Genomic DNA, 20,065 nt, shown 5'->3' with positions numbered 1-20,065 from the left:
AGCCGGGGCTCGGGGCCGGGGGTCAGCCGCCCCTGCGGATGCGGCCGGCGTAGCGGGCCTCCAGGGCGAGGTTGTGCGCGTCTCCCTCCGGGACGTTCGCCGACAGGTAGACCGGCGGAGCCTGGCCCGCGGCGAGCAGCTCCGCCACCGCCCGGGTGACGACGAGCTGGGCGAGCAGCACCGAGGTGATCGTGGACACGGCGGCGACGGCGCCCCCGCCGGGCAGGGGCAGGACCGCGTCGCCGTACGGGGCGCGGTTGTCGAGCACCACGTCGGCGAGGTCGCAGAGCTTGCGTCCGGAGGGGTGCCTGGCGGGTACGGCGGAGCTGTGCGCGAGCGAGGTGAGGGCGACCAGGTCGTGGCCGCGCTCCTTGACCAGGGAGGCCAGCTCGACGACGACGCCGTTGACGCCCGAGCTGGAGATGATCACGAACAGGTCGCCGGCCTCGACCGGGGCGGCGTCGAGGATCCGGTGCGCGACCGCCGGGTCGCGTTCGAGGTCGTAGCGTTCGAGCTCCGTGCGGTCGGCCCCGCCGTACAGGACGATGTCCCGCAGCGCGAGCCGGTTGGTCGGCACCAGCCCTCCCGCGCGGCCGGCGATCTCCATGGCGACCGCCTCGGAGTGCCCCGAGCCGAACGCCTGGACGACGCCGCCCCGGTTCAGCGCCCCGACGACCAGGCCGGCCGCCGCCGCGATGGGACCCGCCTGCTCGACGGGGATCTCCCGGACGAGCCGGGAGACGTGCCGGACGTAGGCGTCCGGATCCGGAGGGGCGATCGTCCCTGCGGCCGTGCCGGTCTCTGCGCTCATTTCTCTCCTTCCGGGAGCCGGTGCCCGGTCACCGCGCGGGCGGTCAGGTCGAACGCGTCCCGGGTGCGCTCGTAGGTGCGCTGCGCGACCGAGACGTAGACCACGTCGAGGACGAGCAGCTGGGAGTGGATGGCGGCGAAGCCGTCGGAGCGGAACGTCGTCCCCCTGCTGGCCGTGGTGACGACCAGCTCGGCCACCTCCGCCAGCGGCGACCTCGGATGGGAGGTGACCGCCACGGTGACGGCGCCGTGGCTGCCGGCCTCGGCGAGCACCTCGATGACCTCGCGGGTCCTGCCGCTGTGCGAGATGCCGATCGCCACGTCGCCCTGGCCGAGCAGCGCGGCGTCGGTGAGCGCGCTGTGCGCGTCGGACCTGCTCCAGGTGGGGACGCGGATGCGCTGCAGGCGGTATTCCATCTCGCTGGCCACCGCCGCGCTGCTGGAGACCCCGAACAGCAGCACCCGGCCGGCCTGGGCGATCGCGCTCGCGATCTTCTCCACGGAGGCCAGGTCGAGCTGCGCGGCGGTCTCCTGGATCAGCCGGATGTCGTTGCCGGAGACCACGCCCAGCACCCGCTCGAGCCCGTCGTCGGGCAGGATCTCCTGCCCGATGTCGGTCTCCCAGCGCTGCTGCGCGACCCGGCCGGTCTCCGTGGCGAGGGCGACGCGCAGCTCGGCGTAGCCGCCGAAGCCGAGCGCCCGGCAGAAGCGGGTGACCGTGGCGGTCGAGGTGGCGCTCCGCTCGGCCAGGTCGACGATGGTCAGCCGGGCGGCGGCGGCCGGGGCGGCGAGGATCACCTCGGCCACCTTCCGCAGGGCGTCGGGCATCTCGTCCTGTTCGGTCCTGATCAGATGCAGCAGTTCCACCGTCATCCCTCCATCCTTGCGGTGAAAATTATGCTCAGACCCTGGCATGGTCAAGGGCGGCGGGTAATAATTTTCACATGGATCTGGTGCTCGGTGTGGACGCCGGTGGGACGTCGACCCGCGCGGTGGTCGTCACGACGGCGGGGGACGTGGTGGGCCGCGGCCGGGCGGGCGGCGGCAATCCGGCGGCGCTCGGCGCCGAGCGGGCGTTCGGCAACCTCGGGCTGGCCGTGCGCGAGGCTCTCACCTCGGCGGACCCGGCCGAGGTCAGAGCGGTGACCGTCGGGCTCGCCGGTGCGGGGACGCTCCGGGACCCGGCCGTGCGGGCGGCCTTCGAGCGGACCGTGCGCGGCTGCGGACCGGCGGTCCCGCCCCGGGCGGTCGGCGATGCGGTGGTCGCCTTCGCGGCGGGTACGGCCGCGCCGTCCGGCACCGTCCTGATCTCCGGCACCGGGGCCGTCGCGGTGAGGATCACCGGCCGCGAGCCGGTCGCGGTGGCGGACGGGCACGGCTGGCTGCTCGGCGACGAGGGCTCGGCGTTCTGGCTCGGCCGGGCCGCGGCCCGCGCCGCCGTCCGGCAGGCCGGACCCGGACGGCCGTGGCGCGACCTGGGGCCGCTCGCCCGGTTCGTCGTCCGGCATCTGCTGCCCGAGATCGCGGGAGAGATCGGGGGCGCCGAGGAGGTCGAAGCGGCCGAAGGGGCCGGGGTCACCGGAGGAGCCGGGGGGTGTGAGCGGACGGCGGGAGCCGGGGCCGTCGGCTCCGGGAAGCCGGTCGACGAGCCGGTCGACGGGCTGGCCGACCTGCTCGCCACCGCGGCACAGGCCCGGCACCCGCTCGCCCTGGCCGAGTTGGCCCCCCTGGTCGTCCGGGCGGCCCGCCTCGGGGATCCATCCGCGGAGGAGATCGTGGCCGGCGCGGCCGCCCGCCTGGCCGGGACGGCGGCCCGGGTGCACGACCCCGCCCCGGACGCGCCGATCGTGCTGGCCGGCGGCGTGCTGACGAGCGGGGGACCGGTGCGGCGGGCCGTGGTGGACCTGCTCCGGCGGAGGTGGGGGGATCCGCCGATCGTCGTCGCGGGAGACGGCGCCGGGGCCGCCGCGTGGCTCGCGGCCGTGCCGTTCCTGGGCCGGGAGGAGGCCGCCGGGCTCCACCGCTGTTTCGTCGGCCCCGGAGCCGTCCGGCCCGGAGCCCCCGGCCCGGCGGGCGGATCCGATCCCGGAGGGTGAGGCCGGTCCGCGGCGCGCTCCTCGGCACGTCCGGCCCTGCGCCGCGCGGTGGGCCCGGCTCGGGGGGCGCAGGAGCCGGTCCGGTCCCGCTACCGGTCCTGCTGCCGGATCCGTCCGCGGTGTTCCGGCCTTCAGGGCCCCGTTGCCCGATCCGGCGTGACTTGCCGGAAGCGGCTGATGCCCCGCATCGAGATGGCCTGCCACTGGAGCTCACCACGTGATCCGCGAGATCGGGCGATGGAGCCCTTCGGGCCGGGGAGCGCGTCAACCGGAGACGGTGTCGACGAAGGCGGTGGAGGCCGTACGGAACGACTGGACCCTGCTCCGCACGTCGGCGGGCGGGACGACCTCGTTCCTGCTGTGGTAGACCCAGTCGACCTGCTGGTGGTAGTTCCGCGGGGCGGAGCCGCTCCGCAGCTCGATGAACCACTGGTTGAACATGATCGACATTGGTGTCTCGGGATAGTGCTCGCCGCCGTGGTCGGCGACCAGGCGCCCGTCGACGTAGTACCTGGCCCGTCCGCCGGAGACCTGGAGGACCAGGTCGTGCCAGCCGGCGAAGCTGGCCCGCTCCGCGGTGTGGGTGTTGACGGCCTTCCAGGGCTCGGCCTGGTAGGTCTCCCAGGTCGTGGTGAACATGGTGGGCCCGGACTCGCCCCAGCCGCCGTTGGGGAGATACTCGAAGTCCAGCTCGCCGTAGTCGGGGTCCATGCTCCTCTCCAGCGGGGTGATGGTGAAGAACGTCTGCACCACGTGCTCGCCGTCGGGGCCGGAGACCGGGGCGTCGCTGAACTTCACCCGCGCGGCGTAGGTGCCCTCGAAGAACTTGCGCCGGGTCGTCGACAGCTCGGACTGGACGGTGCCCGCGCCGGTGCCGTCGGTGGAGGCGCTGAGCTGCAGGACGCGATCGCCGTTCACCGAGGGGAAGGTGACCGCCGAGGGCGACCAGCCGGCTCCGGGCACGCCGGGACCGCCGCCGCCGGAGCGCACCCGCCAGCCGTGCTGCGCGAGCTTCGGGTCGGATGGGCCGCTGTAGGCGAAGTCGTCGAACAGCGTGCCCTGCCCGCCGGAACCTCCCGGCGAGGGGGTGGCCGGAGGGGGCGTGGGAGTGGACGGGGGCTTCGGCGTGGGGGTGGCCGGAGGGGGCGTGGGGGTGGGCGCCGGACCCGTGCCGCTCGGCTGCGCGCCCCAGACGAGCCGGCCGCCGACGTGGACGGTCGCCCTGTCCCAGTCGGCGTAGCTCGTACGGCCCGCTCCGAAGGAGTGGTCGTCGGACTGGTCGAACGTCCGCCAGTCCGGCCGGTGGAAGCGCAGCTCCAGGTCGCCGGTGTCGGTGCCGGGCGCCAGCCTCCCGGAGGTGAAGCCGACCTCCAGGTAGCGGTCGGCGCCTCGCACCGGCTTCGCCAGCGGGACGAACCGGCCGGTCACGGTGGAGCAGCGGACCCTCGCCCACGAGCAGGCGAAGCGGTGGCCGGTCTCGCCCTTGAAGTAATAGCGGATCTTCACCTGGCTGAGCGCGACGGGGGCCGTGCCGTCATTGATGATCTTGAAAAGCGGCTCGACCTGATCAGTGAGGGCCTCTGTGGAGGTGGTCATGTACTGCAGGCGCAGCGACTGGGTGGCGGCCGTGGCGGCGCTCGCCGGGTCCGAGACTCCGGCGCCCGTCGGGAACAGCAGCGCTGCCGTCGTGACCAGAGAGCCGACGGTGGTTCTTCGCAAGGATCACTCCAGGTCGGGGGATGCCTAGCCTCTTTGCGGACAGGAAGGTCTCCTGTTCTCCGCAGGGGCGGATCCATGCTCTCCCGGCGGCCGACGTTCTCTGGGCGCCATAAGACGGATATAAGGCAGTTTTAAGGTGCAGCGAGACGGAGCCGTCCGGCGGCCGCCCCGCGGCCGGGCCCAGCGCCGGACGAGGAGGCGCGGCGAGGCCCTCGGCGGGCGCGCAACAGTAGGCGGCCATCGCCAGGAAGACGACAAACCTCCGGAGAGCCGACGGCAGGTTCGGAAACTGTCGGTGGCAACAGCGATGATCACTCTCACCTCCAAGGGAAGGACACCCGGTCATGGCGACGTTCGTTTTGATCCACGGCGGCGGCGTCGCCTGGCAGTGGCACCTGCTCGACCCCGAGCTGCGCGCCCGGGGCCACGACGTCGTCGCCGTCGACCTGCCCCTCGAACAGGAAACAGCGGGATTGGCCGAGCTCACCGACACGGTGGTGGAGGCCATCGGCGAGCGCACCGACCTGGTCGTGGTCGCCCACTCCTGGGGCGGGTTCGTCGGTCCGCTGGTGTGCGAGCGGGTCCGCACCGACCTGCTGGTCCTGCTGGCGGGCATGATCCCCGCGCCGGGCGAGCCGCCAGGCGACTGGTGGACCGCGACCGGCTTCGAAGCGTCCGGCGGCGACGACATCGACGGAGATCCGGTGGCCACCTTCTGCCATGACGTGCCGCCTGCCTTGGCCGCCGAAGCGATGCGCCGGGGTCAGGGCCACGCCGAACGCTCGCTGGTCGAGCCCTGGCCGTTGACGGCTTGGCCCGATGTGGCGACCAGAGTTCTGATCTGCCGCGACGACCGGTTCTTCGGCCCGGAGTTCATGCGCCGGATCGCACGCGAGCGCCTGGACGTCGTCCCCGACGAAATCGGTGGCAGCCACATGGTGATGCTCTCCCGGCCGCAGGAACTGGCCGACCGCCTCGACGGCTACGCCCGGCACATCTAGCCGACGTCCCGCTCGCGGCCGGGCGGCGCCTCGGGTCCGGGCGGTTCAGTCGTCCCGGCGCCGCGTGGAACCAAGGATCCGGTTCGCGATGCGCGCCCCGTGCTGCCGGGCCGAGGCGCGGTGCGGGCTGTGCCGTACGACGCCACCACCGATCACTGGTGACGTCCGATCTCACTGACGACAACCGGGCGCACGGCCACTGACATCAACCGGCTCTGTCCCGCGCTCAAGGACCTGCATGGTGCAGGGGCTCCGGGAGGGCGGAGCATCGTTGAACGGGATCAGCCCTGAGCTCGGTCTGGCCTTTCGCACGGTCCGTAAGCGCGCCGGCGCCGACAGCGTGGAGGAGCTGCCGGCCCCGATCCTCCACCGTTCAAGGAGCCCATCAACCGGGCGCGCAACAGGAGGTCCCCGGCGGGCGTCAGTAGGCGTCGGCGCGGCGCATGGCACGCGGTCGGCCGTCGGGGTCGCACAGCATGCGGTAGAGCGGCGTGGCCAGGGCGGCGGTCCACGGCGGCAGGGGGCCGGGCTCGTGCAGGCGCAGCCGTCCCGGCGGGCGCGGCCCGCGGCGGCCTCCGGCGTGCCAGCGCTCGAGGGCGGCCGCCGCGGCGGCGTAGGCGTCGAAGAACGCGCGCGGATCCAGCAGTCCCCCGTCGTCCCCGTCGCCGCGGTCCAGGTGCTCGCGGGCGAGCGCCAGCCGCAGGTCCCGGGGCAGGCGGCGCGCTCCGTCGCCGTGCCCGCCGGGGTCGCGGGGTTCCCGCGGGTCCCGCGTCCCGTCCAGGATCGCGCAGGTGAGCTCCGAGTCGTACGTCCAGGAACGGCGGTTGAAGTTGTCCGAGCCGACGGTCATCCACGTGTCGTCGACGATGCAGACCTTGGCGTGCACGTAGACCGGCGTGCCCTGGTGGTTCTCGATCCCGTAGACCGCGACCCGGTCCCCGCCGGCCTCCTTGAGCACGGACAGGGCCTGCTGCCGCCCGAGGACCTGCGGGGTCCCGGCGATCAGGCCGTCCTGGTCGGGGTGGAGCGGCAGGACACCGATCATCAGCAGCTCCGGGTGGGCCCGGAGCGCTTCGGCGAAGGAGGCGGCGACCTGCGGTGACCAGAGGTACTGGTCCTCGATGTAGATCAGGGACCGGGCGCGGCGCAGCGCCTTGAGATACCCGCGGGCGACGCTGTGCTCCCCCTCCGGCGCGAAGGCGTAGCGGGAGCGGCGCTGCGGGTAGGTGCGCAGCAGCTGCACGGCGTGCGGCCCGCAGACCGGCGGATCGGGGGACTGCGGCGGCAGCGGGTCGGCGTGCGTGTCGTCGTGGCGGAGCAGGTCGGCGAGGCGGTGCACGGGGTTGCGGGTCAGCGGCTTGGGGTCGGTCCACCGCTCCCGGAAGACCGCCTCCACATCACCCACGACCGGGCCCTGGAGCGCGACCTGCACGTCGTGCCAGGGCGGCCGGGGGCCGTACACCTTCGCCATCGGGGCGGCCTGCGGGTCGCCACCGTGCGAGGCGTCGTCGCGGCGGGTCCGGCACAGGTCGATCCCGCCGACGTAGGCGATGTCGCGCCGGGGGTCGTCGCGGTGCCGCAGCACCACGAGCTTCTGGTGGTGCGAGCCGCCGGGCGGGACCCGCATGTCGCGCAGGTACTCCCCGCCCGCCGCCTCGATCACCTCCCCGAGGTTGCGGTTCTCCTCGGAGCTGAAGCGGAGCCGGTCCCAGTGGGAGCGCCAGAGCAGGCCCTTGACGACGACGCCGCGCCGGGCGGCGTCCGCGAACACCTCGGCGACCTCGGTGCCGGGGCCGTCCAGCCGCTCGTCGGGGTCTCCGCGCCAGTCGGTGAAGAACAGCAGGTCGCCCTCGCGCAGCTCCCGGACGCGGGCGAGCAGGTCGGCGAAGTACGCGGAGCCGTGCACCAGGGGCCGGACCGCGTTGCCGGTGGACCAGGCGGTGCCGTCGCCGTGCCGGGAGTCGATCACCGTGGCCGGGTTGCCGCGCTCGGCGGCGGTGAGGAACCAGTCGTGGACGCGCACAGGCGCGAACTACCCCTTTTTCCCCGTTCGACGCACGGCCGACGTCGGCCGGCCAGAGGCCGTCCCGCTCGCGCCAGCCCGAGATCTCGCGTCCGCTGCTCACCACCGCCTCCTCCCGGCCGGAGGTGCCGTACCCGTGGGCCTGGTAGACGATCCGGCGGCCGTCGCGGCCGGAATCCTCGCCGGTGAGCAGGAGGGGAGCGGTCAGCGTGTGGACACCGGTCCGCAGGTGGACGGTGACGTCGCCGGCGAGCGTGCGGACGTGGTCGCGCGCCCGTTCCAGGGTGGCGAAGGGCCGCTCCGGCGTGCCCGGGCCGGAGTCGTCACCGGTGGGGGAGACGTGGACATGGTTCATCGGTGTACGCGGGGAGGCCGTCCGGCTGGCGGAGGCGGCCAGGGCCGAGCGGCGCACGGGGGTGAGCGAGGAGGCGTGGTGGGGCGCGCGCGACTCCCTGTTCGAGAGGCTCGGCCGTCATCCGGTGCTGACGGCCGTGTGGGAGGAAGACGGCTACGACCGGCCCGAGGATCCGTTCGAGTTCGGCCTGCAGCGGGTGCTCGACGGTGTCGAGGCACTCATCCGAGCCAGGAGTGACGAAATAGGTGACGAAACAATGGCGTGTGCGGTGTGCGGCACGGCCGTGGTGCGGCCCGCCTCGGGTCGGCCCCGCACCTACTGCTCGCACGCGTGCCGGCAGCGCGCCTACCGGGACCGCCGTGCCGCGCCGGCCCTGCGACCTCGCGGTGACCGGTGACGGCCTGCCGGGAGCGCTGCGCGGATCTCCGCCGGGAGCCGGTGGCCGCCGCGGGCGGGACGCCCACCGCGGGCGCGGTCAGAGGCTCTTCCACCGGGGCGTGTCGTCGGCGTCCCACTCCAGCCGGTCGACCACGTCGACCACCCCGTGCACCCGCTGGACCAGCCGGGTCACCAGGTGCGCGTCGCTGCGGAGCCGCATGCGCCCGGCCAGGGTGACGATCCCGCGGTCGACCGTGGCGGTCGCGTCGCTCGGGCCGGACCACAGGGGGCGCCGCAGGATGTCGCGGTTCACCTCCTCGGCGATCTCGGCGTCGCTCCGGACGAAGACCTTCAGCAGGTCCTGGCGGCTGACGATGCCCTCCAGCCGTCCTGCGGCGTCCACGACCGGCAGGCGCTTGACTCCGCGCTCGTCCATGAGCCGCATCGCGGAGACGATCGAGGCCTGCGAGCGGATCGTGACCGCCGGGGCGGTCATCAGCTCGGCCGCCGTGTCCCCGACGGCCTTGCGCCGGGTGTCCTCCCGGCCGCCGAGCCGGTGCCGGAGCCGGACGCGCAGCGGCGGCTGGTAACCCTCCTGGTAGTACTGCTCCTTGAACTCCTCCTTGCGGAGCAGGTCGGCCTCGGAGACGACGCCGAGGACGTGGCCCTCGCCGTCGACGACCGGGACCGCGCTCACCTCATGGTTGATCAGCACCTCGGCCACGTCCTTGAACGGCGTGCAGCCGTTGACGGACGTCACATCGGTGGTCATCACGTCCTTGACCTTGACGTGCATCCTTCAGTCCTCCTCGCGGAGCCGTTCCGCCGTTCCGCCGTTCCGCCGTTCCGCCGTCCCGCGTGGCGGCGGGACGGCCGTACGACCCGTCCTCCTGGCACCTTCCCCACATCCCCCGCATCTTCATCCCATCGCGGGGGAGGTTCTGAAGCCAGAGGACCAAGGTCCTCGCCCACGGGGTCCATCGGCCGCTGCGGCATGCGCCGCGACGGGGGTCGAATGGGAGCGGACCCCCCGAGGAGGACGACATGGCAGCACATGCGGACAGCACGACGCACGCGGGGACGACGGCGCACGTGGTGGTCGGCGCGGACGGCTCGCCCGCTTCCACGGCCGCGGTCGCCTGGGCCGCCGAGGACGCCGCGCGGCGCGGATGCGCCCTGCGGATCGTCCACGTCTGCGAGCCCTGGACCCTCGACATCCCGTTGGACACCCCGCCGGGCTTCCGCGACTCGGTCGGCGAGCACTGCCGGGAGGTCGCCGACGTGGCGCAGGACGTGGCCCGCGGGGTCGCGCCCGGGATCGAGGTGGACGCGGTGCTGGAATCCGGCCGGGTGGCCGAGGTCCTGCGTCGCGAGGCCGAGGACGCCGAGCAGGTCGTGGTCGGCAGCCGGGGCCTCGGCGGCTTCACCGGGCTGGTGCTGGGTTCGGTCTCGCTCGCGGTGGCCGGCCACGTGGCGGCGCCCGTCGTGGTGGCCAGGAACGTGCCGGAGGAGGTCCGGGGCCGGATCGTGGTGGGGTTCGACGGGTCCGAGCACTCGGCCGCCGCCCTGGCGTACGCCTTCGCCGAGGCCGGGCGGCGGGGCGCCCGCCTGCACGCGGTGCACAGCTGGCACATGCCCGTCCTCGGGCCGGGCGCCACCGCCTACACGCCGCTCGTCGAGGACCTCTTCGCCGCCGAGCGGCAGGTCGCAGAGGAGACGCTCCTGCCCTGGCAGGAGAAGTACCCGCAGGTCGAGGTGGAGCGGACGGTGGTCTGCGGCCACCCGGTCCTGACCCTCTGCGACGCCTCCGAGGGCGCCGACCTCGTCGTCGTCGGATCGCGGGGCCTGGGCACGCTCGGCTCGGCCGTACTGGGCTCGGTCAGCCACGGAGTGCTGCACCACGCCCACTGCCCCGTCGCGGTGGTGCGCGCCCGGGGCGGGTCCGCCGTCGAGGGCTGAGGAGTCACGGGGAGGCGGTGGGCGTCACGGCCTCGGATCGCCTCCCCGCTCCCGGCCGCCGGGCGCGGGGAGGTGCCTTCCGGCCGCTTCGAGCACCTGGCTCTTGGACGGGTTCACCATCGCCCTTCCGGCCACGGTCACGGTCGGCACGGTCTCGTTCCCGTCGGCGACCGAGCGGACGAACGCGGCCGCATCGGGATCCTTCCAGATGTTGACCTCGCTGTAGCGCAGCCGCGTGAAGCGCAGGCGCGCCCGCAGCCTCATGCAGTACGGGCAGCCGGGCCGCCAGTAGACGACCACGCCCGCGTGGTCCGCGTCCCTGTGCGACGCGGACCGGCCGCGGTGGGGCAGGTTCATGACGATCAGCAGCGCGAACAGGGCGAGGAGGAGGAACGCGGAGAACGACATACAGGAAGTATGTCAGGATTGTCTATTTGTGGCTTGTTTTAAAACGGGTGGCGTATCGGCTGGTGAAGGCCGTACGGCCCGAGGAGGATCAGCGGTATGTCCTCCCCGGCCTCGCACGAGGGGCGGGAACTCCTGATCGGCGGACATCGAAGCGGTACCTGTCACCCCCCGTGTACGCGGGGACGGTCTCCACGCGAGATGAGCCGCTGTTCGCGAAGGAACAGCGGCTCGCTCCTCCTGCCGGCGTTGCCCGGCGGGGAGGGCCTACAGGTCGGCTTCCAGGTCCGGGAGTGCCGTCCGCGGTTCCTGCGCCGTTCGGCGGGCTCCTTCCGGGCGGTCCGGCCGCGACCTGCCGGACCGCTCCCAGAGCGAACACCTTCACCGCACGCCGTCGGTCGGGGCATAACGCCGAGAGGATCCGTTCTGCACGACCTTGACGAAGACTTCGTCGCCGTTGCTCCAGGTCCCTCCTCGTCCACGTCGTGGACATACAGGGTGAGGCCGAATCCGAGCTGGGACGCGGCGGCGTTCGCCGGGGTCGCGCCGGCGAGGACCAGCGACCCGACAAGGCTCCGTACACCCATTCCCAGTGGCCGGCCGGCCGCCCGGCCGGACCTCCCGGCGTTTCTCGGGACACCGGGCCGACAGGGCCGAAAGTCCCACCGGGAGGTGACCTCAGGTCGGTCGGGGCGAGCCGTACGGCTCTGCGGGACGGGGGGCGCGAGCCGATGTACTGGGTGACGTAACCGAGAGACGAAAACCCCCGAGGAGCCCACCATGGCGATCATCGAAGGCCGCACCCACCTCAACGGCCGCCACACCGCCCCCGCCGCCCCCGCCACCCCGGTCGCGGCCGCCCCGGCCGCCGCCCGCACCCTGACCCCGGCCGCCGCCTACGGCCTGGCCGCCGCCCGCATCGCACTGGGCTGGGTCTTCCTGTGGGCCTTCGTCGACAAGATGTTCGGCCTGGGCTTCGCCACCCCCGCCGCCAAGGCCTGGATCAACGGCGGCAGCCCCACCACCGGCTTCCTCAAGGGCACCGGCGAGAACGCCCTCGGCGGCCTGTTCGGCGCCCTGGCCGGACAGGCCTGGGTCGACTGGCTGTTCATGACCGGCCTGGCAGGCGTCGGCACCGCCCTGATCCTGGGCATCGGCCTGCGCGTCGCCGCCGGCGCCGGTGCGACCATGATGCTCCTGATGTGGGCCGCCGCCCTGCCGCTGGAGACCAACCCCTTCATGGACGACCACATCGTCTACGCCGTCGTCCTGGTCGTCCTGGCCCTGACCCGCGCCGGCGACACCCTGGGCCTGGGCGCCCGGTGGGGCAAGACCGCCCTGGTCGAGCGCCTGCCGATCCTGAAGTGACCGCCCGCCCCGAAACGACCGCCCATCCCGAAACGACCATCCACTCCGAAACGACCATCCACTCCGAAACGACCATCCACTCCGAAACGACCGCCCGCCGCACCCGGCCGACCCAGCGCCCGCCTCCCCGGAAACCCGGGAGGCGGGCGCTCACGCGTTCCCCCGCTCCTCGCCGCGGCGCGCTTCCCGGCGGTCCGGGTCCCCGCCGGAGCCCCGGTTTCCCCGGATGGCCCGGCCGCGTGAAAGTTTCTTCGGGAGGCGCAGGTCGCGGGCACGGCGCGGGGCGCGGGATTGCCTCGCGGGACCGGGGCTTCCTACGGTCTCCTCGATGTCGAGGAGGACCGTATGACGTCTGCACGGCGCCTGAGCGTTCCGCTGTCACTGCTGTCCGCGCTGCTGCTCGCCGTGGCCCTGACGGTCGCGGACCAGGCGATCGGCGGCCGCCCGGCGGCGCGGGCGTTCGCCGCGCCGTACCAGGACCCGTCCCTGAGCGTGCCGGAGCGGGTGGCGGACCTGCTGTCCCGGATGTCGCTGGACGACAAGGTCGGGCAGATGACGCAGGCCGAGCGGGGAGCGCTCAGCCCGGTGTCGGACCTGGCGACGTACCGGATCGGCTCGGTGCTGTCGGGGGGCGGCTCGGCGCCCTCGCCGAACAACGCCACCGGCTGGGCGGACATGTACGACGCCTTCCAGCGGCAGGCGCTCTCGACCCCGCTCGGCATTCCGATGATCTACGGCGTGGACGCGGTGCACGGGCACAACAACGTCGCCGGGGCCACGATCTTCCCGCACAACATCGGACTGGGCGCCACGCGCGATCCCGGGCTGGTCGAGCGGATCGGCCGCGCCACCGCCGAGGAGGTCGCGGGCACCGGGGTGGACTGGACGTTCGCACCGTGCGTGTGCGTGGCGCGCAACGACCGGTGGGGCCGTACCTACGAGTCGTTCGGCGAGGACCCCGACCTGGTGAGCGCGATGACGACGATCGTCGACGGCTTCCAGGGACCCTCGCTGGACGGCCGGACGTCGGTGCTGGCCACCGCCAAGCACTACATCGGCGACGGCGGCACCACCGGGGGCGACGACCAGGGCGACACCCGGCTGGGCGAGGCCGAGCTGCGGGCGGTCCACCTGCCTCCGTTCAGGGCCGCGGTCGAGCGGGGCGTGGGGTCGGTGATGGTCTCCTACAGCAGCTGGAACGGGGTCAAGCTGCACGGCCACCGCCAGTTGATCACCGACGTCCTCAAGGGCGAGCTGGGCTTCACCGGCTTCGTGGTGTCCGACTGGGCGGGCATCGACCAGCTGGACGGGCAGGAGGGCTTCACCGCCGAGGAGGTCCGGTCGGCGGTGAACGCGGGCATCGACATGGTGATGGTCCCCAACGACTACCGCCGGTTCGTCTCGCTGCTCAAGGCCGAGGTGCAGGCCGGCCGGGTGCCGATGTCCAGGATCGACGACGCCAACCGGCGCATCCTGACCAAGAAGTTCGAGCTCGGGCTGTTCGAGCGGCCGCTGTCCGACCGGTCCCTGACCGGCGGGGTCGGCAGGGCCGAGCACCGCGCGCTGGCCCGCGAAGCCGTACGGAAGTCCCAGGTGCTGCTCAAGAACGACGGGCTCCTGCCGCTGGCGAAGAGCGGAGGGAAGATCTTCGTCGCGGGGCGGAACGCCGACGACATCGGCAACCAGAGCGGCGGCTGGACGATCAGCTGGCAGGGCTCCTCGGGGAACACCACGCCGGGGACGACGATCCTGCAGGGCATCAGGAACGCCGTAGGGTCCGGCGCGACCGTCACCTACAGCCGCGACGGGTCGGGCGTCGACTCCTCCTACCGGGCCGCGATCGCGGTGGTCGGGGAGACGCCGTACGCCGAGGGCCAGGGCGACCGGCCGGGCTCGCTCGGTCTGGACCCGGCCGACCTGGCGACGCTCCAGCGGCTCCGGGCGGCGGGGGTGCCGGTGGCGGTGGTGCTGGTCTCCGGGCGGCCGATGGACGTCGCCGCGCAGCTCGGCGACTGGAACGCGCTGCTGGCGGCGTGGCTGCCGGGCACCGAGGGCGGCGGGGTGGCCGACGTGCTGTTCGGCGACCACGCCCCCACCGGGCGGCTGCCGATGACCTGGATGCGGGAGGCCGGCCAGCAGCCGATCAACGCCGGGGACGGCAAGCCGGCGCTGTTCGAGTACGGCTTCGGCCTCACCTACTCGACGCCGACGCCGACCCCCACCCCCACCCCGACCCCCACCCCGACGCCGACCCCCACCCCGACGCCGACCCCCACCCCGTCCCCGTCCCCGACCGGAGGATGCGTGGTGACGTACCGGACGAACAGCTGGGGCAACGGGTTCACGGCCGAGGTGACGATCGTCAACAGGTCCGCGACCCCCGTCAGCGGCTGGACCCTCCAGTGGGCCTTCGGCGCGAACCAGAGGATCACCGGCTCCTGGAACGTCTCCCTCTCCCAGTCCGGCCGCCAGGTGACCGCGAAGAACGCGGCCTGGAACGCGTCCCTGGGAACGGCCTCCTTCGGCTTCCAGGGCACCCATGACGGAAGCAACCCGGTCCCGGACGCCTTCACCCTGAACGGCGCCGCCTGCTCGGTCGGCTGACGGCCCCGGGACGCCTCCGCGCCGAAGCCGCCCGCACCTGGCCGAGGTATGGGTCCGTCCCGGTGGCGGCCGATTGACATCGTTGTCATAGGAATCGTAGATTCTTCCTGCTTATCCGGTTAACCGGCTTCGTCCATGCACTTCGGAGGACACAGTGAGCAAGCGCCTGCCCGCCGCGGGCCCGGCATCCGGGGCCGGGTCGTGACCGTCCTGGCCGTGGACATCGGCGGCACCAAGTTCGCCGCCGCCGCGGTGGACGCCGACGGCACGGTGGTGACGCGCGCCGAGGTCCCGCTGAAGGACCGGGTCCACCCGGAGGAGGCGCTGCTGGAGGTGGTCGGCCGCGTCACCGACCGGGTGCCCGTCACCAGGCTGCAGGGCGTGGGCGTCGGCTCGGCGGGCCCGCTCGACCCGCGGGCCGGCACCGTCAGCCCGGTCAACATCCCGGCCTGGCGGGGCTTCCCGCTGCTGGACGCCCTCGGCCGGCTGGTCCCCGGCCGTCCGGTACGGCTGGCGGGCGACGGCCAGTGCATGGCGCTGGGCGAGTGGTGGCGGGGACTGCCGAAGGGGGAACCTGCCCGGTCCGTGCTCGGCATGGTCGTCTCCACCGGCGTGGGCGGCGGCTTCGTCTTCGACGGCGTCCCCCACCTCGGCCCGACCGGCAACGCCGGGCACATCGGCCACATCGCCGTCGACCCGGACGGTGAGCCGTGCCCGTGCGGGGCCGCCGGCTGCGTGGAGACCGTCGCCAGCGGACCGAGCATGGTGCGCTGGGCCCGCGCGAACGGCTGGACCGGTGACGACGCCCGGGCTCTCGCGGCCGACGCCCGCGCCGGGGTCTCCGTCGCCGAGCTGGCGTTCCGGCGGGCCGCCGACGCGCTGGCCACCGCGATCCTGACCGCCTCGGCCCTGCTCGACCTGGACCGCGTCGTCATCGGGGGCGGCGTGGCCGCCGCCGGCCCGGTCCTGCTGGACCCCCTCCGGCAGGCCGTCGCCCGCAACGCCGGGCTCGGCTTCCTGCACCGCCTGCGGGTGGAAGCGACCTCCCTGGGCCGCGACGCCGGCCTGCTCGGCGCCGCCGCCCTGGTGCTGTCGCCCTCCCGCCCCGAGGTCCCGCCGGCGCCCGCCGGTGCTCCGGCCCGCGAACCGGTGCCCGCCGGTGTCCCGGCCCGCGAACCGAGGGACACCGCATGCACCTGATGACCAACCCCGTCAAGGACTACGCCTGGGGATCGCGCACCGACATCGCGGCCCTCACCGGCCGGCCCGTGCCCGCCCCCGGCCCGGAGGCGGAGATGTGGCTCGGCGCCCACCCCGCCGGCCCGTCGCTGCTGACCGGGGACGGGCGCTCGCTGGCCGAGGCCATCGCCGCCGACCCCCTCGGGCAGCTGGGCGAGGAGACGCTCACCCGGTTCGGCGCGCGCCTGCCGTACCTGATGAAGCTCATCGCGGTCGCCCGGCCCCTCTCACTGCAGGTGCACCCCTCCGCCGGGCAGGCGGCCGACGGCCACGCCCGGGGCGTCTACGGCGACCCCTGGCCCAAGCCGGAGCTGGTGTGCGCGCTCACGCCGTTCACCGCGCTGGCCGGGTTCCGCCCTCCGGAGCAGGCCGCGATGCTCGTCGACCGGCTGGGCGTGCCGGCGCTGGCGGAGACGACGGAGCTGCTGCGGCGGGGCGCCGTGCTCGACGCCCTGCGCGTCCTCCTGGAAGGCGACCGGGCCACCGAGCAGATCGTCTGGGCGGCCTCCGCCGTGCACCATCCCGACTACGCGCTGGTGGTCCGGCTGGCCCGGCAGTACCCCGGCGACCCCGCCTGCCTGGCCCCGCTGCTGCTGCGGCGGCACGAACTCGCCCCCGGGCAGGCGCTCTTCCTGGGCGCGGGAGTGCTCCACTGCTACCTCAGGGGGTTCGGGGTGGAGATCATGGGCGGTTCCGACAACGTCATGCGGGCCGGGCTCACCGCCAAGCCGCTCGACGTCCCCGAGCTGCTGCGCGTCACCGACCCGGCGGCCGTCCCCCTGCCGGTGGAGGAGCGGGACGGCCTGTACGCCACGCCGTCCCCGGAGTTCCGGCTGCGGAGGCTGACCGGGACGGGGGAGCACCGGCTGGCGGGCGGGACGCCCCGCATCCTGCTGTGCACCGAGGGCGCGGCCGACGCCGGTCCCCTCCGGCTGGCGGCGGGGGAGTCGGCCTTCGTCCCGGCGGCCGGGGGCGCCGTCACGGTGACCACCACCGGCACCGTGTTCTGCGCGGAACCGGGAACCGCCGGCCCGTCCTGAGGCGTTCGGGGCCGGTCGCGCCGGGGACCGCGGGAACGGGTGGAAGATAATCGGGTTGTTTCCCGTCCGGCGTGTCGATCCGCGGCCGCCCCGTTCGACCTAGGGATGACAGGGTCGAGAGGCGGCCCGGAGTCAAGGAGGTCGAAGATGGCGAAGTACATGCTGATCCTGCGCGGCACCGACGAGTCCCTCGCGAAGATGATGGAGACGCCCTTCGAGCAGATGCTCGAGACGATGGGCCGCTTCAACGACGAGCTGATCCGGGCCGGCGTGCTGGTGGCCGCCGAGGGACTGGAGGACCCGGCCCAGGGTGTGGTCGTCGACTTCAGCGGCGAGACGCCGGTGGTCACCGACGGCCCGTACGGCGAGACGAAGGAGCTGTTCGGCGGCTTCTACATCATCGACGTGGCCTCGAAGGAGGAGGCGGTCGAGTGGGCCAGGCGGATCCCGGCGGTCACCGGCACCAAGTGCGAGATCCGCCGGGTGCCGGGCATCGACGAGTTCCCGCAGGACAACGAGTGGATCGCCAGGGAGCGGGCGTGGCGCGAGCGGACCGGCCAGCTGTGAGCCCCGAGGCCGGCGGCCCGCCGCGCACCGAGTCGGCGCGGCGGGCCGTCGAGGCCGTCTGGCGGATCGAGTCCGCCCGGATCGTCGGCGCGCTGACCCGCTACACCGGGGATTTCGAGCTCGCCGAGGACGTCGCGCAGGAGGCGGTGGCGGAGGCGCTCGTCACCTGGTCGCGCGAGGGCGCACCGGAGAGCCCGGTGGGCTGGCTGCTGTCGACCGCACGGCGGCGCGCCATCGACGCCTTCCGCCGCAGGTCGGCGCTCGACGAGCGGTACGCCGCGCTCGCCGGCCGGCTCACCGAGGGGGAGGCGAGCTCCGGCGCGGCGGTCCCGCCGGACCGGCGGGACGACCTGCCGTGGGATCCGGACCGGATCGACGACGACGTCCTGGCGCTGATGTTCACGGCCTGCCACCCGGTGCTCGCGCCCGAGGCGCGGGTGGCCCTGACGCTGCGCGTGGTCGGCGGCCTGTCGAGCGAGGAGATCGCCCGGGGGTTCCTCGTGCCCGTGCCGACCGTCCAGGCGCGGATCACGCGGGCGAAGAAGACGATCGCCGCGGCGAAGGTGCCGTTCGAGCTGCCGCCGGCCGGGGAACGGCGCGAGCGGCTCGGCGGCGTGCTGAGCGTGCTGTACGTGATCTTCACGGAGGGTTCGACGGCGACGAGCGGCGACCGGCTGCTCCGCTCCGACCTCGCCTACGAGGCGATCCGGCTGGCCCGGACGCTGTCCGCGCTGCTGCCCGGCGAGCCGGAGGTGCACGGGCTGCTCGCCCTGTTCGAGCTCACCGCCGCGCGCTTTCCCGCCCGCGTCGGACCCGACGGCGAGGCGGTGCTCCTGGAGGACCAGGACCGGCGGCTGTGGGACCGGTCGGCGATCCGCCGGGGCCTGGCCGCGCTCGGCCGGGCCTCGGCCGCCGGGCGCGGCCTGGGACCGTACGGGCTGCAGGCGGCGATCGCCGCCTGCCACGCGTCGGCGCCCTCGGTGCCGGAGACCGACTGGGAGCGCGTCGTGCTCCTGTACGAGGCGCTGGGCCGTGTGGCGCCCTCGCCCGTCGTCGAGCTCAACCGGGCCGTCGCCGTCGCGATGGCCGACGGGCCGGGGCGGGCGCTGTCCATCGTGGACGAACTGGTCGCCTCCGACCGCCTGTCGGGGTCCCACCTGCTGCCGGGCGTGCGCGGCGAGCTGCTGGCCCGCCTGGGCAGGACCGCCGAGGCGCGGGCGGAGCTGGAGCTCGCCGCCCGGCTCTGCCGCAACGTCCGCGAACGGTCGGTGCTGCTGCGCAAGGCGGCCGCGCTGGCCTGAGCGGAGGTCCCCGCCCGGCGGGCGCGTCACCGGCCCGCGGCCGGCCGCGTGTCCCCGGGCGCCGGGCGGTACGGGAGTCTGCGTATTTGTACATGGTCGGCCCGGCCCCCGTCCGCGACCATCGGTACGGCGGCGCACCTGGCCGTGCGCCGCCGTACAGGCGATGGTGACCCGGGGCGGGAGCGTCGATGGGCGAGGTGCAGGAGCGGGTCCCGCTCGCGGACAGGGCGGTCTTCGGCACCGCCGATCTCGACGAGGCCCGCGAGCAGGTGGCCCGGGTGTTCTGCCCGCACCGGCTGGAGCCGGCCGGCCGGGCCGCGCCGCTGGCCGCCCGGCTCAACTCCGCGCAGCCGGGCTCGGTGCGGGTGAACTACCTCGACTACGGCGCGGACGTGCGCATCGAGCCGGGGGAGCTGGAGGCCTTCTTCCTGGTGCAGATCCCGCTCGCCGGGCGCAGCCTGATCCGGTGCGGCGGGCAGGAGATCGTCTCGACGCCCGCCCTGGCCTCCCTGCCCTCGCCGACGGAGTACCTGGACATGCGCTGGGCGGCGGGCTGCCCGCAGCTGATCGTCAAGTTCGACCGGCCGGCCGTCGAGGAGGCGCTGGAGCGCATGCTCGGCCGGCGGCCCGACCGGCCCCTGGTCTTCGACCTGGGGGTGGACATGACGGCGGGCTGGGCACGGGGCTGGCGGTCGATGGCCGACCTGCTCGTCGCGGCGGCGGAGTGCGACGACGGTCTCGCCGCGCAGCCGCTCGCCGTCGCCCACCTGGAGGGAGCGCTGCTCACCTCGCTGCTCACCATGCAGCCGTCGAACCACCGGGACCTGCTGAACGCGCCCCGGCCCGCGGCCGTGCCCAAGGTGGTGCGCCGGGCGATGGAGTTCATCGAGGGCCACGCCCACGAGCCGCTGACGACCGGCGACGTCGCGCGCGCCGTGGCGGTCAGCGGCCGCTCGCTCCAGGAGGGGTTCCGCCGCCACCTCGGCCTGACCCCGATGACCTACCTGCGGGACGTGCGGCTGAGCCGGGTCCACGACGAGCTGGCGGCCGGCGACCCCGCCCGCCGCACCGTGACCGGGGTGGCCGCGCGCTGGGGCTTCCTGCACCAGGGGCGCTTCGCCGCGGCCTACCGCGCCCGGTACGGCCAGGCGCCGTCGCAGACGCTGCGCGGCCGCTGAGGGAGTCCCGGCCGGCGGTGCG

17 protein-coding genes are annotated in these 20,065 nt (G+C 74.2%); 11 read left to right on the top strand and 6 right to left on the bottom strand.

Features of this window, described 5'->3' with window-relative positions; all coding sequences use genetic code 11:
• Positions 1–22: 22 nt before the first annotated feature.
• Positions 23–811, bottom strand: coding sequence for a sugar isomerase domain-containing protein (locus IEZ06_RS07790; RefSeq protein WP_189235978.1), 789 nt, complete (start codon positions 809–811; stop codon positions 23–25).
• Positions 808–1,683 (bottom strand): MurR/RpiR family transcriptional regulator, encoded by an 876-nt coding sequence (locus tag IEZ06_RS07785; protein ID WP_189235977.1) that lies wholly within the window; start codon positions 1,681–1,683, stop codon positions 808–810. The genes IEZ06_RS07790 and IEZ06_RS07785 overlap by 4 nt, the downstream gene beginning before the upstream one ends.
• Before the next feature lie 71 nt (positions 1,684–1,754).
• On the opposite strand from IEZ06_RS07785, the gene IEZ06_RS07780 reads away from it, so the two are divergent.
• A complete protein-coding gene (locus IEZ06_RS07780) occupies positions 1,755–2,906 on the top strand; it encodes an N-acetylglucosamine kinase (RefSeq protein WP_189235976.1) in 1,152 nt (383 codons plus the stop codon).
• A 264-nt stretch (positions 2,907–3,170) separates the two neighbouring features.
• On the opposite strand, the gene IEZ06_RS07775 is transcribed toward IEZ06_RS07780, so the two are convergent.
• Positions 3,171–4,625, bottom strand: coding sequence for a cellulose binding domain-containing protein (locus IEZ06_RS07775; RefSeq protein WP_229797868.1), 1,455 nt, complete (start codon positions 4,623–4,625; stop codon positions 3,171–3,173).
• 344 nt (positions 4,626–4,969) lie between these two features.
• Between IEZ06_RS07775 and IEZ06_RS07770 the strand changes: the two genes are divergently transcribed.
• Positions 4,970–5,626, top strand: a complete 657-nt coding sequence (locus tag IEZ06_RS07770; protein ID WP_189235975.1) for an alpha/beta hydrolase — start codon at positions 4,970–4,972, stop codon at positions 5,624–5,626.
• 421 nt (positions 5,627–6,047) lie between these two features.
• Here the strand turns inward: IEZ06_RS07770 and IEZ06_RS07765 are convergent, their stop codons facing one another.
• Positions 6,048–7,649, bottom strand: coding sequence for a phospholipase D family protein (locus IEZ06_RS07765; RefSeq protein ID WP_189235974.1), 1,602 nt, complete (start codon positions 7,647–7,649; stop codon positions 6,048–6,050).
• A gap of 209 nt (positions 7,650–7,858) precedes the next feature.
• Here IEZ06_RS07765 and IEZ06_RS07760 point away from each other — a divergent pair, with 209 nt between their 5' ends.
• Positions 7,859–8,401 (top strand): TetR/AcrR family transcriptional regulator C-terminal domain-containing protein, encoded by a 543-nt coding sequence (locus tag IEZ06_RS07760; RefSeq protein ID WP_229797867.1) that lies wholly within the window; start codon positions 7,859–7,861, stop codon positions 8,399–8,401.
• A 78-nt stretch (positions 8,402–8,479) separates the two neighbouring features.
• On the opposite strand, the gene IEZ06_RS07755 is transcribed toward IEZ06_RS07760, so the two are convergent.
• Entirely contained in the window at positions 8,480–9,178 is a 699-nt protein-coding gene (locus IEZ06_RS07755; RefSeq protein ID WP_189235973.1) for a CBS domain-containing protein, read from the bottom strand.
• A 248-nt stretch (positions 9,179–9,426) separates the two neighbouring features.
• Here IEZ06_RS07755 and IEZ06_RS07750 point away from each other — a divergent pair, with 248 nt between their 5' ends.
• Complete coding sequence (locus tag IEZ06_RS07750; RefSeq protein ID WP_189235972.1) at positions 9,427–10,341, top strand: universal stress protein; 915 nt, start codon at positions 9,427–9,429, stop codon at positions 10,339–10,341.
• Positions 10,342–10,365: 24 nt separating this feature from the next.
• Here IEZ06_RS07750 and IEZ06_RS07745 read toward each other — a convergent pair whose 3' ends face one another.
• On the bottom strand, positions 10,366–10,749 hold the full coding sequence (locus IEZ06_RS07745) for a glutaredoxin domain-containing protein (protein WP_229797866.1): 384 nt from the start codon (positions 10,747–10,749) through the stop codon (positions 10,366–10,368).
• Between the two features lie 777 nt (positions 10,750–11,526).
• On the opposite strand from IEZ06_RS07745, the gene IEZ06_RS07740 reads away from it, so the two are divergent.
• From IEZ06_RS07740 to IEZ06_RS07710, 7 genes are all read left to right on the top strand, one after another.
• Positions 11,527–12,114, top strand: coding sequence for a hypothetical protein (locus IEZ06_RS07740; protein WP_229797865.1), 588 nt, complete (start codon positions 11,527–11,529; stop codon positions 12,112–12,114).
• A gap of 345 nt (positions 12,115–12,459) precedes the next feature.
• Complete coding sequence (locus IEZ06_RS07735) at positions 12,460–14,718, top strand: glycoside hydrolase family 3 N-terminal domain-containing protein (protein ID WP_189235971.1); 2,259 nt, start codon at positions 12,460–12,462, stop codon at positions 14,716–14,718.
• Between the two features lie 201 nt (positions 14,719–14,919).
• The gene (locus tag IEZ06_RS07730) at positions 14,920–15,918 is read left to right on the top strand and encodes an ROK family protein (protein WP_229797864.1); all 999 of its coding nucleotides are present in this window, start codon (positions 14,920–14,922) and stop codon (positions 15,916–15,918) included.
• Positions 15,909–16,997 (top strand): mannose-6-phosphate isomerase, class I, encoded by a 1,089-nt coding sequence (gene manA, locus IEZ06_RS07725; RefSeq protein ID WP_189235969.1) that lies wholly within the window; start codon positions 15,909–15,911, stop codon positions 16,995–16,997. The genes IEZ06_RS07730 and manA overlap by 10 nt, the downstream gene beginning before the upstream one ends.
• 147 nt (positions 16,998–17,144) lie before the next feature.
• Positions 17,145–17,564 (top strand): YciI family protein, encoded by a 420-nt coding sequence (locus IEZ06_RS07720; protein ID WP_189235968.1) that lies wholly within the window; start codon positions 17,145–17,147, stop codon positions 17,562–17,564.
• Positions 17,561–18,865: an RNA polymerase sigma factor gene (locus tag IEZ06_RS07715; RefSeq protein ID WP_203872090.1), complete on the top strand. Its 1,305-nt coding sequence runs from the start codon at positions 17,561–17,563 to the stop codon at positions 18,863–18,865. The genes IEZ06_RS07720 and IEZ06_RS07715 overlap by 4 nt, the downstream gene beginning before the upstream one ends.
• Positions 18,866–19,053: 188 nt before the next feature.
• Positions 19,054–20,043, top strand: coding sequence for an AraC family transcriptional regulator (locus IEZ06_RS07710; protein WP_189235966.1), 990 nt, complete (start codon positions 19,054–19,056; stop codon positions 20,041–20,043).
• The last annotated feature ends 22 nt before the right edge of the window (positions 20,044–20,065 follow it).

The sequence above is a fragment of the Planomonospora antibiotica genome (assembly GCF_014647955.1).
Lineage (GTDB): Bacteria > Actinomycetota > Actinomycetes > Streptosporangiales > Streptosporangiaceae > Planomonospora > Planomonospora parontospora.
This window is presented reverse-complemented; position numbering and strand designations above follow the sequence as displayed.